Origin of the sequence: Vibrio sp. V30_P3S12P165 (assembly GCF_009904905.1) — a bacterium.
In the GTDB taxonomy this organism is placed as follows: domain Bacteria; phylum Pseudomonadota; class Gammaproteobacteria; order Enterobacterales; family Vibrionaceae; genus Vibrio; species Vibrio fujianensis.
Map to the genome: position 1 here is coordinate 28,040 of NZ_WXWH01000041.1, position 15,686 is coordinate 43,725.

A 15,686-nucleotide genomic window follows, 5' to 3' on the forward strand; every position below is an offset into this window, starting at 1 on the left:
TTAAGCGCGGTATTGTTTAATGAGTTCGATGAAGTGATCAAAAAGCGGAGCTGCATCATGCGGACCTGGACTTGCTTCAGGGTGACCTTGGAAGCTAAAGGCCGGTTTATCCGTACGACAAATCCCTTGCAAGGTGCCATCAAATAAAGATTTATGAGTTGCTCGAACATTGTCCGGTAAGGTAGCTTCATCGGCCGCAAAACCGTGGTTTTGTGAAGTAATCATAACGACATTAGTCGCTAAATCTTTGACTGGATGGTTAGCTCCATGGTGACCAAATTTCATTTTTACCGTTTTAGCACCGGATGCAAGCGCTAGAATTTGGTGACCTAAACAAATACCAAATATAGGTAAGCCCTTATCTAAAAAAGTTTTGGTCGCTTCAATGGCATAAGTACAGGGTTCTGGATCACCCGGGCCATTAGAAAGAAAAATACCGTCAGGGTTAAGTGCTAACACGTCTTGTGCAGAGGTTTCAGCTGGAACGACCGTTAACCGGCAGCCACGATCCACCAGCATACGTAAGATATTGCGCTTGGCACCAAAGTCATAAGCCACAACATGGTATGGCAATTCGTTGTCATCTTTGGCTTCAGGTAGACCGCCTTCTAGCGTCCATGATCCTTGCTTCCAAGAGTAGGCTTCTTTAGTTGAAACTACCTTTGCCAGATCCATCCCTTTTAATCCAGGAAACTCTTGAGCTTTGCCGAGCGCAAGCGCTTGGTCAAGATGATCACCGGCCATTAAACAGCCGTTTTGCGTTCCATGTTCACGTAAATGACGTGTCAGTTTACGTGTATCGATCTCAGCAATACCAACAATATTTTGTGACTTGAGATAATCAGAGAGAGAACGTTCGCTGCGGAAATTGGAAGCAATCAGAGGGAGATCGCGGATAACTAAACCTTGAGCATGGATGGAAGAGGATTCTTCGTCTTCGGAATTGGTTCCGGTATTGCCAATGTGGGGATAAGTGAGAGTAACAATTTGCTGAGAATAGGAAGGGTCAGTGAGGATTTCTTGGTACCCCGTCATCGAGGTATTAAAAACAACTTCACCAACGGAAATACCCTCAGCGCCAATGGACACTCCGTGGAACACTGTCCCATCTTCCAGGACTAACAGTGCGGATTTACTCAAGATAACCTCCAGAATAAAGATGCATAAAATATAAATTAATTTGCAAACTTGCCATCCTTTTCGCTTAGATACTTTGCTCGAGGGAGTTTTAGACAAATTGGCGGTATTCTAAAGTTCACCCTGATTCCTGTCAATATTCACAGATAAATAAAATTTCAATTCAGCGCACTACAAAGTAAAAACACATTAAACCCAGCAAAAAAATACGTTTTAAGCTCGTTTTTTATCCATAATTCTTAAAGTGAATAAAAAACATCGCATAAAAGAGCAAAAAAAAATAAAAAAAACAACAACACAAAAAGCAAACGATAAACCAATGGAGAGATATGGAAAAATACAACCCTGATGTAAAAACAATAAGAATAACCAAAAAAATCACACAAAACGTGACAAAAAAAGGCCAATAAAGAAAAGATAAATTAATGAAAAAAAAGAGAGAAAAAAAGAAGCGCCAAACTTTGTTGGCGCATAATTATGTAATTACAGTTCATTTAAAGCAAGCACATCGGTCATTGAATAAAAACCTGGCTGTTTATCTGCTAGCCAAACGGCTGCTTTCACTGCACCGTTGGCAAATGTCATTCGATCGGTCGCTTTATGGGTAATTTCAACTCGCTCACCAATATCAGCAAACATCGCTGTATGTTCGCCAACAATATCTCCTGCACGAATGGTGGCAAAGCCAATTTCATTCCGTTGTCGCTCACCGGTAATGCCTTCACGTGCATAAACGGCCACATCACTCAACTGATTACCCATCGCTTCAGCAATTGCCTCTCCCATACCAATCGCAGTGCCGGATGGTGCATCTAGTTTATATCGGTGGTGAGCCTCGATAATCTCGATATCGCAATAGTCTCCCATCACTTTTGCTGCTTTTTCAAGCAACTTAAACACTAAGTTTACACCTACACTGTAATTCGGGGCCATGACGATTGGAATCATAGTGGCTGCTTCATCAATTATTGCTCGCTCTGATTCGTTAAATCCAGTCGTACCGATGACCAGTTTTTTACCATATTGCTGGCATAGTTCGATATTGGCTAAGGTACTTGCTGGGGCGGTAAAATCAATCATCACATCAAAGTCATCAATCGCAAGCTCTAGGTTATCCACCAAGGCGACATCAAAGCGCCCCTCACCACATAGCTCACCAATATCAACACCAATAAGTGAAGACTCAGGACGCTCCGATCCGGCCCCTACCGTTGTTTCTGGATGATAATGACTGGCTTTAACTAAATTACGGCCCATTCGGCCTGCTGCACCTGCAATCGCAATTCTTACCATTGCATTCTCTCCATTTTTATGTCATGTGTACGATACACATGCTCTATCCAAACGTTAGCTCTAAACTACCAACTATCGTTGATGGTGGCTAGCTTAACAAAACTCTTTGATCACTCTTTCAACAATCGGGATATTGGCTTCAGGAAAGGAATAGTCAGCAAGCTCGCCGATTGACACCCATTGACCTTGCTGACCTTCTTTACCAAACGGCTGTTGATTAAAAGCATCGATCAGCATGAAATCAAACTTGAGCGATTTATCAGGATAATCGAACTCAAGATGCTGAAACAAAGACTGCGCTATCACTTCGATTCCCACTTCCTCTTCCAGCTCCCGAGACATGGCCTGCTCAATCGTTTCTCCAGCTTCAACTTTACCACCAGGAAATTCCCACAACCCACCTTGGTGTTTCTCATCTGGCCGCTTAGTAATAAATACCTGTGAGCGTTCAGCGTTAAGGATAATTCCAGCCACAATATGAATACGCTTCATTATTGGTTCCTTTATACAATAGATAACGAGATCAATACATCACACTCGCTGACCATTAAAGAGAGGATGCATTAACCCATAGAAAAAAGAGCCGCCAATGCGACTCTTTTATGTGAAAATTAAGCAGGGCGACACACTACGCTATTTTACCGTGACATTGCTTATATTTTTTACCACTACCGCATGGGCAAGGTTCATTACGGCCGACCTTTCGTTCATCTCGAACGATAGGCTGATGAGCTTTTTCATCGGATTCATTATCCAGTTGAGCATGCTGAGCTTGTACCCGTTTAGCCACTTGTTCAGCTTGAGCTTGACGCTGTGCTTCCATTCGCTCAACTTCTTCTTGCTGTTGTACTCTAACTTTAGACAAGATAGCGATAACATCTGATTTTAATGACTCAAGCAGATCTTGGAACAGTTCAAACGATTCTCGCTTATACTCTTGTTTCGGATTTTTTTGCGCATAGCCACGTAAATGGATACCTTGACGAAGATGATCCATTGCTGCCAAATGTTCTTTCCATAAGGTATCAAGGGTTTGCAACATAACCGATTTTTCGAAGTTGCGCATGACAGAGGCACCGACGGCTTGCTCTTTTTGTTGGTAAACGCTCACCGCTTGCTCAAGAATGCGTTCACGTAACGCTTCTTCATACAATTTATCGTCTTCATCTAACCACGCTTGAATGGGAAGAGAAAGATCAAAATCATTTTTTAAACGCTCTTCTAACCCACTAATATTCCACATATCTTCCAAAGATTGGGGGGGAATATATTCATCAATCACAGCCGTTAGCACATCCACTCGATTTTGCTCAATCATGTCACTGATATCATCGACGCGCATCAACTCATCACGTAGTTCATAGACCACTTTACGTTGATCGTTTGCTACATCGTCATACTCAAGCAATTGTTTACGGATATCAAAGTTACGCCCTTCGACTTTCCGCTGGGCCTTTTCAATCGAGCGAGAAAGCATTTTACTTTCAATTGCTTCGCCTTCTTCCATACCACTTTGAATTAGGCTCGCCATCCGATCTGAGGTGAAGATCCGAAGGAGGCTATCTTCCATCGACAAGTAAAAGCGCGAAGAACCGGCATCGCCTTGGCGACCAGAACGACCACGTAGCTGGTTATCAATCCGGCGTGATTCATGGCGCTCAGTACCAATGATATGTAAGCCTCCGGCTTCTAATACCTGATCGTGAACTTTTTTCCATTCCGTTTTGATTTGCTCAATCTGTTCAGGAGTCGGATTACTTAAGCTTTCCACTTTGGCTTGCCAACTTCCGCCCAAAACAATATCTGTACCACGTCCGGCCATGTTTGTCGCAATCGTTACCGCACCAGGAGTACCGGCTTGAGCGACAATTTCAGCCTCTTTTTCATGGAACTTAGCATTAAGGACGTTATGCTTAATCTTTGCTTTCTTAAGGGCATCCGCTAACAGCTCTGATTTTTCAATCGAGATTGTCCCCACTAGGACTGGCTGACCTTTCGCAACACGCTCTTTTATATCTTCAATAATCGCGGCAAATTTCTCAGCTTCAGTACGGTATACCACGTCGGGCATATCATCACGAACCATTGGTTTATTCGTTGGAATTACTACCGTTTCTAAACCATAAATAGATTGGAATTCAAATGCTTCCGTATCAGCTGTACCGGTCATACCCGATAGTTTTTCATAAAGGCGGAAATAATTTTGGAAGGTGATCGAAGCCAATGTTTGGTTTTCATTCTGAATTTTCACACCTTCTTTAGCTTCTACTGCTTGGTGTAAGCCATCAGACCAACGACGGCCAGGCATGGTTCGTCCTGTGTGTTCATCAACGATAACCACTTCGCCTTCGTCCGTCACAATATAATCTACGTTTTTCTCAAATAAGACGTGAGCACGCAATGCTGCATTAACATGATGCAGTAAGCTGATATTCGTTGGAGAGTAAAGGGTATCCCCTTCTTGCATCATGCCGTTATTGACAAGAAGTTCTTCCACATATTCTTGACCCGTTTCGGTGAGATAAACCTGTTTTGATTTTTCATCAACCGTATAATGCCCATCACCACGGTATTCCTCTGAATCTTCTTTATCTTGCCGCTTAAGATTGGGAATCAGGGTGTTGATACGAGTATAAAGCTCTGAGCTATCTTCCGCGGGGCCTGAAATAATCAACGGCGTACGCGCTTCATCAATTAAGATCGAGTCCACCTCATCGACAACTGCAAAAAAACGTTCACGCTGGACACGATCTTCCATTCGGAAAGCCATGTTGTCGCGTAAATAATCAAACCCAAACTCATTGTTTGTACCATAAAGAACATCGGCTTGATAAGCTTGCTTTTTCTCGTGAGGAGGCATATTAGGTACGTTAACACCAACCGTCATGCCTAAAAATTCAAATAAAGGACGGTTTGTTTCGGCATCACGCTTAGCTAGATAATCGTTGACGGTAACAATGTGTACCCCTTTACCCGCCAATGCATTGAGGTAAGCGGGTAATGTGGCTGTTAAGGTTTTCCCTTCCCCAGTACGCATTTCTGCAATTTGTCCCGCATTAAGTACCATACCACCAATCAGCTGGACATCGAAATGACGCATGCCAAATACGCGTTTAGAGGCTTCACGCACAGTAGCAAATGCTTCAGGAAGTAATTGATCTAATGTTTCACCTTGCTCGATACGTTGACGAAACTCGATCGTTTTTGCTTGAAGTTCATCGTCCGAAAGTGCTGCAAATGCAGGCTCAAAGTTATTGATCTCTTTTACAATTTTTCTTAGACGGCGCAGGGTTCGGTCATTACGACTCCCAACCACCTTTGTCAGTAACTTAGTTATCATCTGTTGTGGATCTCTCTTTAACTTAGATCTGCTTGATCTATTTTTAATATCTCTACTCTCTACCTATCTGCAACTAAGGGTACTGAGATAAATCATATATCTTGGATATTGTGATGGTTTTCTTTATTTTCAAGACACTAAATAAATTATGTGGCCTTTAGTGTAAGAAATTTTATTGTTAAGAACCAACGGTAATCAGGCCCGTTTGCACTCAACTTAACATTTTGTGTGATTAATCGGGTGCAAAACCATCAGCTTGCCAGTCAAGGCGGCAAATTATTACCGCTTTGTCCCGAACATTACCACCAATTAAGACGGTAGCTTTACACTAAACATAAAAAAGCCAGACTAAATAGTCTGGCTTTTTTAATCCGTTAGCAGCTAAGCAATCACGACATTAGGTTCAGCAAAAGTCACTGGAGAACCGACTTCTTCTTCAAAAGTTGCCCATTCCCATGCTTCTTGATCAGCCAATACGGCTCGTAACAATTGATTGTTTAAGCCATGACCTGATTTATACGCTCTGAACTCACCAACGATAGCGTGACCAGACATGTACAAGTCACCGATCGCGTCCAGTACTTTGTGTGTTACAAATTCATTAGCAAAGCGCAAACCTTCCTCATTCAGAATGCGGTAATCATCCAATACTATTGCGCAATCAAAACTACCACCTAAGCATAAGTTTTGTGATTGTAAGAACTCAATATCGCGCATAAAACCAAAAGTCCGTGCACGAGAGATTTCTTTCACAAACCCTTGAGAAGAAAAGTCAAACACTAAATGCTGTTCGTCACCATCAATGGCTGGGTGGTTAAATTCGATTTCAAAGTCCATTTTAAAGCCGTTATGTGGACGAAGTTCAGCCCACTTATCGTCGTCTTCAAAACGCACAGTTTTTTTGATGCGAATGAAACGCTTAGGTGCGTTTAGGTTTTCAATACCAGCTTGTTGCAATAGATAAACGAATGGGCTTGCGCTGCCATCCATAATCGGGATTTCAGGCGCATCCACTTCAACAATCACATTGTCAATTCCCATACCAGCGAGCGCTGCATTTAAGTGCTCGACGGTTGAGATACGAATACCTTCATCATTGACCAATGCTGTACAAAGCATGGTATCTCGTACTGATTGAGGATCTGCCGGAAAATCGACCGGAGGATTCACATCGGTACGACGATAAATAATACCTGTATTTGCAGCAGCTGGGCGAAGTGTGAGCGTGACTTTACGACCAGAGTGAAGCCCCACCCCAGTTGTTTTCACTATTTCTTTCAGAGTACGTTGTCTGATCATCTACTTGCCTCTATTTCGATGCCACAAAGCTCGACCGATAAAAATCGACCGGAATTCTACCAGAATGTTGAACCGTGTCAAATTGTGGCGCTATGTTAATCAGCCTGACGACGTAAAAAAGCTGGAATATCTAAATACCCACTTTCCTTTTCTGGCTTAGGCGCAGTACTTTGGCTTGCCGAAGAAGTACGGTTAGCGGCCGATGATGGCTGAGCTTGCACTTCTTTTTCTTGCAAAGGTTGTGCCACTCTTTCATCCATTTTAGCTGCCGAAGCGACTGTTTGAGGTTGTGCTACCGCTGCAGTTTTGCTTTTTCCACCAGCAACCAAAGTGATATCAGGCTTTTTCTCATTACCGATCCCGGTTGCAACCACAGTGACACGAATTTCATCTGCCATATCAGGGTCAAGAGAAGTGCCGATAACGACTGTCGCATTGTCGGAAGCAAACGCTTTTACTGTATTACCTACCGTTTCAAACTCATCCAGACGCATATCTAACCCTGCGGTGATATTAACGAGTACGCCGCGAGCTCCTGCGAGGTCGATATCTTCTAATAACGGACTAGAAATAGCCATTTCTGCTGCTTCTTCCGCTCGGTCTTCACCTTTAGCTACACCACTCCCCATCATGGCATGACCCATTTCAGACATCACCGTTCTTACGTCTGCGAAGTCAACGTTAATCATACCTGGGCGGGTAATTAGCTCAGCAATACCTTGCACTGCATTCTTTAGTACGTCGTTCGCGCTAGCAAAGGCTTCAAGTAACGTAATGCCTCGTCCCAATACTTTGAGTAGTTTTTCGTTCGGAATGGTGATCAACGAATCAACGTGCTTAGATAGCTCTTCAATTCCTTGTTCAGCAAAAGCCAAACGCTTTTTACCTTCAAAGCTAAATGGTTTAGTTACAACAGCAACCGTTAAAATCCCTAACTCTTTAGCGACTTCAGCAATTACTGGTGCGGCACCTGTTCCTGTACCACCGCCCATTCCAGCAGCGACAAATACCATATCGGCACCTGACAAAACTTCTTTAATTCTATCTCGATCTTCGAGAGCTGCGTCACGCCCAACTTGTGGATTAGCACCGGCACCTAACCCTTTGGTAATATCACCACCAATTTGAATAACGCTACTCACGGTTGCTTTACGAAGTGCTTGTGCATCTGTATTGATACTGATGAATTCCACGCCTTCGATGGACTCACGCACCATGTGTTCTACGGCGTTTCCGCCGCCACCACCAACCCCAACGACTTTAATTACCGCATCGTCAGACATTTCCATCATCGGTTCAAACATGTGTTATCTCCGTTTTTCCTGCTGTCAGGTTAAAACTCTTTTTGTATCCAGTTACGCAAACGACTCAATAAGCTCGACATTGATTGGCGCTTAGGCTCTTGATATTCAGTATCGTCGTTAATTTGACTATCTCTTGCGTAATGAAGTAAACCCACTGCCGTAGAATGATACGGCTCTTTTACATAATCAGTAAGCCCACTGACTTCAAGTGGCTTACCAACCCTAACTTGGTTGCGAAACACTCGTTCCGCACAATCAACAACGCCTTCAATCTGCGCAGCACCACCAGTTAAAACAATACCTGCAGCGAGATGATGTTTAATACCTTCTTTGCGCAGTTTTTCCTGAACCGTGTCAATTGTCTGGTTAACTAACCCCATGAGTTCAGTGTAGCGGGGCTCAATCACTTCCGACAAGGTTTGTCGTTGTAAACTGCGTGATGGCCGTCCGCCTACACTCGGCACATTAACCGTGTCGTCCTTGCTCACTAACTCACTTAGCGCACAACCGTATTTCACTTTGATTTCTTCTGCATCGCTAACCGGCGTACCAAATGCGAATGCTATATCACTGGTTACCGCATTGCCCGCATAAGAGAGAACTTCTGTATGTCGAAGTGCGCCACCAGTCCAAATGGCTATATCCATAGTTCCGGCACCGATATCGATCACGCAGACGCCAAGCTCTCGCTCATCTTCAGTAATGACGGCATGGCTTGCCGCTAAACCTGAATACACCAGTTGTTCAACTTTAAGTCCGCAACGTTCAACCGCTTTAATAATGTTCCGGGCCATATCATTATGGCAAGTAATCAGGTGCACACTGACTTCCATTCGCACCCCTGATAATCCTAATGGATTTTTGATACCTTCTTGGTAATCAATGGTAAATTCTTGCGGGATAACATGCAAAATCCGCTGTTCGTCACCAATTTTAATCGACTTGGCAGTATGGATTGCACGATCCATATCATCTTGAGAAACTTCCTCATCGGATATGGTTCCCATTCCCTTCTCAATTCGGCTTGCAATATGCCTGCCAGAAATAGATAAATAAACATTATTAATTTGACATTCGGCCATCAGCTCAGCTTGGTCAATGGCGCGTTGAACCGATTTAACGACCGACTCGAGATCATTGACGCCACCTTTATCCATGCCGCGAGAAGGGCTACTGCCTGCACCGATAATATTGATTTGACCATCGGGAAGAATTTCTCCCACTAACGCAGATACGGTAGCGGTTCCTATATCTAACCCGACAACAAGACTGTCATTGGTCATTTTCGTCATGTGTACTCTCTTTGCCATTCTTACTCTGAGAACCAACCAACCGCCGCACCAGTGTCATACCTAAGATCGATATAACTCACTCGTTCAGTATCATGCCCCAATTGCCTATAGAGCAGAAAAAAGCGCGCAATGCGCTCATTTAAGGATTCTTTTCCTATCTCTAGCCGGATACCGTTATCTAATATAATTTGCCAAGCCCGTCGCTCATTAAGCACTAATGAGGAGATATTTAGCCCTACATTTTGGAACTCAGGGTTATATTTTCTCCATGTCGCCAACACTTCTTTTTCGCTATCATCAGGCCCATAGAGCTTGACATACTCTTGCTTAACTAGGCCAATATCTCCATTGAAAATAATGCCTTTATCATCCAATAGCGTATTGCCATTCCAAATCGCCGCCACTTGATGCTCGGTTAAAAAGACTTTTATTGTATCGGGCCATTGCTTTCTGATAGAGGCATGAGCCACCCACGGAATCGCTTGTACTCGATTTTGTAAAGCATCAATGTCTTGAGACATAAATGTCCCAATATGCTCTAATTGCCCAAATGCTCGCTGTACATCAAGGGCTGATACATATTGACGATCGCCTTGTAACACAAGTTTAGACAGCGGAAGACGATGTTCATCCCACATCCAACTGATCGTGGAGTACAACAAAGCGCCAAGCAACAGCAGCACCATTAAGAAAAAACAACCACCAGCGAGATGTTGTTTTATTCTATATGAAACGGATAAACGACGACCTGCAGTTAACATATCGTTAATCAAAGTCCGATGATCCTGATGTCGATTGGCAATATCATTCCCTATTTATTTTTACAATAGAGGCAAAAGCACAGGCTTTAACCCCTGAATTATACTGAGGTGATGCAAAGTATCAAATAGTCAAATACAGAAATTAACCATAAATCGTGCTTAAATTGCTATATTGCTTCAGTTATGCAACTTATTTATGCGCTTGCATCTGTTCAATATCCAATTTTAATTCAGCTAACTGACGAGCAACCTTACCAATATCCCCAGCGCCTTGCGTCAACACTAAGTCACCATCTTGCAGAATATTGGCTAACACGGATGGCAAAGCTTTCGTTTCTGGAACGAAAATGGGGTCAATTTTACCCCGGCTACGAATGGCACGGCACAGAGAACGTCCATCGGCTCCAGCGATAGGTTTCTCTCCTGCCGAATAAACCTCCAACATCACTAAAACATCCACTTGTTCCAAAACATGAGCGAAATCATCATATAGATCCCGAGTTCGAGTATAGCGATGGGGTTGGAAAATCATCACCAATCGTTTTTCAGACCAGCCACTGCGCGCAGCTTTGATAGTGACGTCCACTTCCGTTGGATGATGACCATAGTCATCGACCAGCATGACCTTGCCTTTCCCAGATTCAAATTCTCCCAAGTGGTCAAACCGGCGACCGGTTCCTTGGGTGTTAATCATGGCACGTAAAATGGCTTCATCGGTAATGTCATCTTCCGTAGCAACAGCAATCGCCGCCGCAGCATTGAGTGCATTATGACGGCCCGGTATATTGAGGGTAATGTTTAACTTTTCTTTCCCTTTACGCACGATAGTAAACCGACCTTGCTGACCTTGTTGATGATAATTTTCAACCCGGACATCTGCTTGTTCAGAAAAACCATAGGTGATGACTTGTCGACTAATTCGAGGAATAATTTCATGAACCACAGGATCATCAACACACAATACTGCTTGACCATAAAAAGGGAGGTTATGTAAAAAATCAATGAATGTCTGCTTTAGCGTTTCAAAATCACCGCCATAAGTATCCATATGATCCGCTTCAATATTGGTCACTATGGTTACCATCGGTTGTAAATAAAGAAACGAGGCATCACTTTCATCCGCTTCAGCGATTAAGATTCGGCTTGAACCCAAGCGAGCATTGGTTCCTGCACTTTTTACTAAACCGCCATTTACAAAAGTAGGATCCAACCCGGCTTCTGAATAAATTTGAGTAACTAATGCCGTCGTGGTTGTTTTACCGTGCGTTCCAGCAACCGCGATACCATGACGAAAACGCATCAGTTCTGCCAGCATTTCTGCTCGACGTACGATAGGAATTCGTTTTTCACGGGCGGCGATAATTTCTGGGTTGTGTTCATTGATGGCCGTGGATACCACCACCACACTGGCATGCTGAACATTATCAGCCTGATGCCCAATGTAGATCTGCGCCCCTTTAAGGGTCAACCGCTCAGTCACCGCATTGACGGTTAAATCAGACCCAGTAATACGATAACCCTCATTGAGTAACACTTCTGCGATGCCACTCATACCAGCACCACCAATACCGATAAAGTGAATACTTTTTACTCGGCGCATTTCCGGAATCAAAGCGCGGATTTGGGCTAAGTTTTGGGTATGTTTAACTGTCATTTATCGTTTCTCATTGTTTGTTAGCGGTTATGCTTATAATGGCGTCGGCCACAGCTTGATCGGCATTTAATTTGGCCGCCTCTCTTGCTCTTTGTGCCATCAATTGTAGTTGTGGGCGATCGATCGACTTAATCATATTGACCATGCTTTCAACCGTCAGTTGTGGCTGTTCAATCATCAATGCGGCGTGACAAGCAACCAAGTGATCGGCATTAAGTGCTTGTTGGCGATCTTTATGCATAAAAGGGACAAAAATCGCCGCAACGCCAGCTGCCGATATTTCTGAAACGGTTAAAGCACCGGATCGACAAACAACTAAATCGGCCCATGCATAGGCTTCGGCGACATCATCGATAAATTCAACAATATCGGCTTGAGCCAGCCCATGCTGAGCATAAGTAGATGCCACATCTTGCAGATTATGCTTGCCGGCCTGATGACGAATTTGATAGCCCTCACCTAAACGAGCCATCACTTGGGGCATAGTTTGGTTTAAAATTCTCGCGCCTTGGCTACCGCCCATCACTAAAATACGGATAGGGCCTTGTCGCATGGATAAGCGTTGCACGGGTTCGACCAGTTGTGCAACATCTGAACGTACTGGATTACCGACAACCGGTACACCAGTAAAAGCACCATCAAAGGCTTGAAAGACTTGGGTCGCAATTTTAGCTAACCAGCGGTTGGTCAATCCTGCCACCGCATTTTGTTCGTGTAAAATAACGGGGATACCTTGCAACCAGGCAGCGATACCACCAGGGCCGCTGACATAACCGCCCATACCAAGCACTGCATCTGGTTGCCAAGCTTTCAAATGGCGACGCGCTTGCAACACCGCGTTAACTATTTGCCAAGGGGCTTTAAGTAAACGTAACAGACCTTGTCCGCGTAAACCTTTCACTTGGATAAAATCAATCTCGATACCATGTTTGGGTACCAGATCGGCCTCCATACGATCTGCGGTCCCTAACCAGCGGATTTCCCAGCCTTGCTGCTGTAAGCGTTTCGCTACCGCAAGTCCGGGAAAAACATGTCCACCAGTTCCGCCCGCCATCACCATTAATCGTTTACTGTTTTTCATCATTCTTTTTTTCTTTTCTTATCTGGATGAGACGACATTCGAAATCAATCCGTAGCAAAATGGCAACCGCAACGGACATGACAATAAGACTAGATCCACCATAACTGATCAACGGTAAGGTTAACCCTTTCGTCGGTACGATTCCGGCTGCCGCACCAACATTAACTAACGTTTGAAACGCAAACCAAATCCCGATTCCAAACGCGAGATAGCCGCCAAACTGCATATGATGTTCAAATGCTTTTTTACCAATAAATAGCGCTTTAAGCACCAAACTAAAAATCAAAATAAGTACCAGTACCACACCAACAAAGCCTAACTCTTCAGCCATCACGGCAAAAACAAAGTCGGTATGTGCTTCAGGTAAATACTCAAGCTTTTGAATCGAGTTCCCTAATCCTTGCCCAAACCATTCACCTCGCCCAAAGGCCATTAAAGACTGCGTTAATTGATAACCGCTGCCAAAAGGATCTTCCCATGGATCAAGAAAAGAGGTCACACGCCGAATCCGGTATGGTTCTGCTGCAATCAAAGCCAACACCGCTAAAATACCCGCAACCATCAAGGCTAAAAACTGGGATAATTTAGCGCCAGCAATAAACAACATGCCAAATAAGGTGACTAACATGACAATCACAGTACCTAAATCAGGTTGTCCTAACAGTAAGCCAGCCAACGCACCAAACACCATGATAGGCTTCATGAACCCACCAAAGAAGGTTTCTCTTACCTCATCTTGTTTGCGAACCAAATAGCTCGACATAAAAATAAACAGCGAGAGCTTGGCCACCTCTGCTGGCTGCAAGTTAAAAAGCCCTAAAGGGATCCAACGAGAAGCACCATTGACTGATTTACCAGCAAACAATACAACAATTAGTAATAAGAAGGATATGGCTAACAACACCGAGCTATGGCGCATCCAACGTTCGACTGGGACTTGCAGAACAATGGAAGCCGTTAATAAAGCCAACAGTAAAAAAATGCCATGGCGAAACATAAAGTGAAATGGTTGATCCGTCAGCCTAGAGCTAATTGGAAAAGATGCCGAAGTGACCATCACTAAACCAATTAACATCAACCCCAAAGCTAACCAGACCAATTGGCGATCAAATAATGCTTGAGGTGAAGGTGTTTTTAACCAACGCACCACCGCATGATATGAGGTTGAGAAAGCCAAAACCATTACCTTTTCACAAATGCATACTGCTTAGCTAGTGCAGCAAACGCATCGCCTCGAGCCATAAAATGTTTAAATTGGTCGAAACTTGCACACGCAGGAGAAAGTAGCACCATATCGCCAGGTTTCAGCTCAAGATGGATGCGTTCGATCGCTTGATCCATGGTAGTAAAAAGCTGGGCAGAAGGATGCAACGACATAAATTGCTCACCATCTCGCCCAAAACAACATAACTTTACCGGCAACTTGGCTAATGCAGGTTTCAGGGCGCTAAAATCTGCCCCCTTTCCAACACCGCCAACAAGTAAAAATAGGCGGCCAGAAATTGCTAAGCCAGACAATGCAGCAAGCGTGCTAGCCACATTGGTTGCTTTCGAATCATTGACCCAACGAATGCCGTCATTATCGGCAATCAGTTGGCAGCGATGTGTCAAGCCTGTATAAGACTTCAACGTTGGCAATGCGCTCAAATAATCCACTTGCGCGGCTTCCAATAAAGCCAACACTGTTAGTACATTAGCAACGTTATGTCGCCCAACCAAACTCAACTCTGCCACCGGTAATACGGGTGTGCCCTTCGCCAATAACCACTCTTGCCCTTGATAAACGGCGACTCGATAATCAGCCAAATGACTGGCTAACCCGAAGGTCATTTGCGTCCCTAGAAAGGATTCAGGAACCGTCTGCGGGTCATCGGCATTGACGATTGCCGTTTCTGCGTGTTGAAAAATGCGTAACTTAGCTCGACGATAGGCAGCCATGTCTGAGTAACGGTCCATATGATCTTCAGACAAGTTCAAAAAAGCCCCTGCCACTAGCGCCAAATGCTCTGTGGTTTCTAATTGAAAACTCGACAATTCCAACACATACAAGTCGGCCTCCTGAGCAAGTAAATCCAGTGCAGGTACTCCAATATTGCCACCGACAGCCGTCACAATACCAGCCGCTTTTGCCAACTCACCAGTTAGATCAGTCACAGTACTTTTACCGTTTGAGCCGGTAATCGCAATCACTGGTTTATCCACATGCCAAGCAAACAACTCAATGTCTCCAACAACAGGAATACCTTGTTGGATCGCTTGCTGTATCTCTGGCGTTGCCAATGCAATACCAGGATTTGTGACAATCAGATCGGCTGTAAGCAACCATGGTAAGTGCCAACTGCCACAATGAAAAGGGATCGACTCTTCGAGCTGATCTTGCCCCGGCGGTAACTCGCGAGTATCAATGACTTTCACCACGATCGAGGGGTGATAATGACGCAGATACTTAACGACAGAGAGCCCGGTAATACCAAGACCGACAACCACAACATGCTGAATACCTTGCCAACGATCCATTTTCATTT

The 15,686-nt window shown here is 44.1% G+C and carries 12 protein-coding genes; all 12 read right to left on the minus strand.

All coding sequences use genetic code 11. The features are described 5' to 3' along the window. Entirely contained in the window at positions 1 to 1,140 is a 1,140-nt protein-coding gene (carA, locus tag CAG57_RS08945) for a glutamine-hydrolyzing carbamoyl-phosphate synthase small subunit (RefSeq protein ID WP_099611828.1), read from the minus strand. A 480-nt stretch (positions 1,141 to 1,620) separates the two neighbouring features. Beyond that, positions 1,621 to 2,430, minus strand: coding sequence for a 4-hydroxy-tetrahydrodipicolinate reductase (gene dapB, locus CAG57_RS08950; protein ID WP_161428559.1), 810 nt, complete (start codon positions 2,428 to 2,430; stop codon positions 1,621 to 1,623). Between the two features lie 93 nt (positions 2,431 to 2,523). Then, positions 2,524 to 2,922, minus strand: a complete 399-nt coding sequence (mutT, locus tag CAG57_RS08955; RefSeq protein ID WP_099611826.1) for an 8-oxo-dGTP diphosphatase MutT — start codon at positions 2,920 to 2,922, stop codon at positions 2,524 to 2,526. 136 nt (positions 2,923 to 3,058) lie between these two features. Beyond that, positions 3,059 to 5,770, minus strand: coding sequence for a preprotein translocase subunit SecA (gene secA, locus CAG57_RS08960; RefSeq protein ID WP_161428560.1), 2,712 nt, complete (start codon positions 5,768 to 5,770; stop codon positions 3,059 to 3,061). A gap of 381 nt (positions 5,771 to 6,151) precedes the next feature. After that, a complete protein-coding gene (lpxC, locus tag CAG57_RS08965; RefSeq protein WP_161427221.1) occupies positions 6,152 to 7,069 on the minus strand; it encodes a UDP-3-O-acyl-N-acetylglucosamine deacetylase in 918 nt (305 codons plus the stop codon). 95 nt (positions 7,070 to 7,164) lie between these two features. Beyond that, on the minus strand, positions 7,165 to 8,373 hold the full coding sequence (gene ftsZ / locus CAG57_RS08970; protein ID WP_161427222.1) for a cell division protein FtsZ: 1,209 nt from the start codon (positions 8,371 to 8,373) through the stop codon (positions 7,165 to 7,167). A 29-nt stretch (positions 8,374 to 8,402) separates the two neighbouring features. Continuing rightward, positions 8,403 to 9,665, minus strand: coding sequence for a cell division protein FtsA (gene ftsA / locus CAG57_RS08975; RefSeq protein WP_099611823.1), 1,263 nt, complete (start codon positions 9,663 to 9,665; stop codon positions 8,403 to 8,405). A 20-nt stretch (positions 9,666 to 9,685) separates the two neighbouring features. Then, positions 9,686 to 10,438: a cell division protein FtsQ/DivIB gene (locus CAG57_RS08980; protein ID WP_170887159.1), complete on the minus strand. Its 753-nt coding sequence runs from the start codon at positions 10,436 to 10,438 to the stop codon at positions 9,686 to 9,688. Positions 10,439 to 10,616: 178 nt separating this feature from the next. Further along, on the minus strand, positions 10,617 to 12,080 hold the full coding sequence (gene murC, locus CAG57_RS08985) for a UDP-N-acetylmuramate--L-alanine ligase (protein WP_161427223.1): 1,464 nt from the start codon (positions 12,078 to 12,080) through the stop codon (positions 10,617 to 10,619). Between the two features lie 10 nt (positions 12,081 to 12,090). Next, positions 12,091 to 13,161: an undecaprenyldiphospho-muramoylpentapeptide beta-N-acetylglucosaminyltransferase gene (murG, locus tag CAG57_RS08990; RefSeq protein ID WP_161427232.1), complete on the minus strand. Its 1,071-nt coding sequence runs from the start codon at positions 13,159 to 13,161 to the stop codon at positions 12,091 to 12,093. Continuing rightward, the gene (ftsW, locus tag CAG57_RS08995) at positions 13,148 to 14,338 is read right to left on the minus strand and encodes a cell division protein FtsW (RefSeq protein ID WP_237665814.1); all 1,191 of its coding nucleotides are present in this window, start codon (positions 14,336 to 14,338) and stop codon (positions 13,148 to 13,150) included. Before ftsW ends, murG begins: the two co-directional genes overlap by 14 nt. 5 nt (positions 14,339 to 14,343) lie before the next feature. Then, the gene (murD, locus tag CAG57_RS09000; protein WP_161427233.1) at positions 14,344 to 15,678 is read right to left on the minus strand and encodes a UDP-N-acetylmuramoyl-L-alanine--D-glutamate ligase; all 1,335 of its coding nucleotides are present in this window, start codon (positions 15,676 to 15,678) and stop codon (positions 14,344 to 14,346) included. Positions 15,679 to 15,686 lie beyond the last annotated feature (8 nt).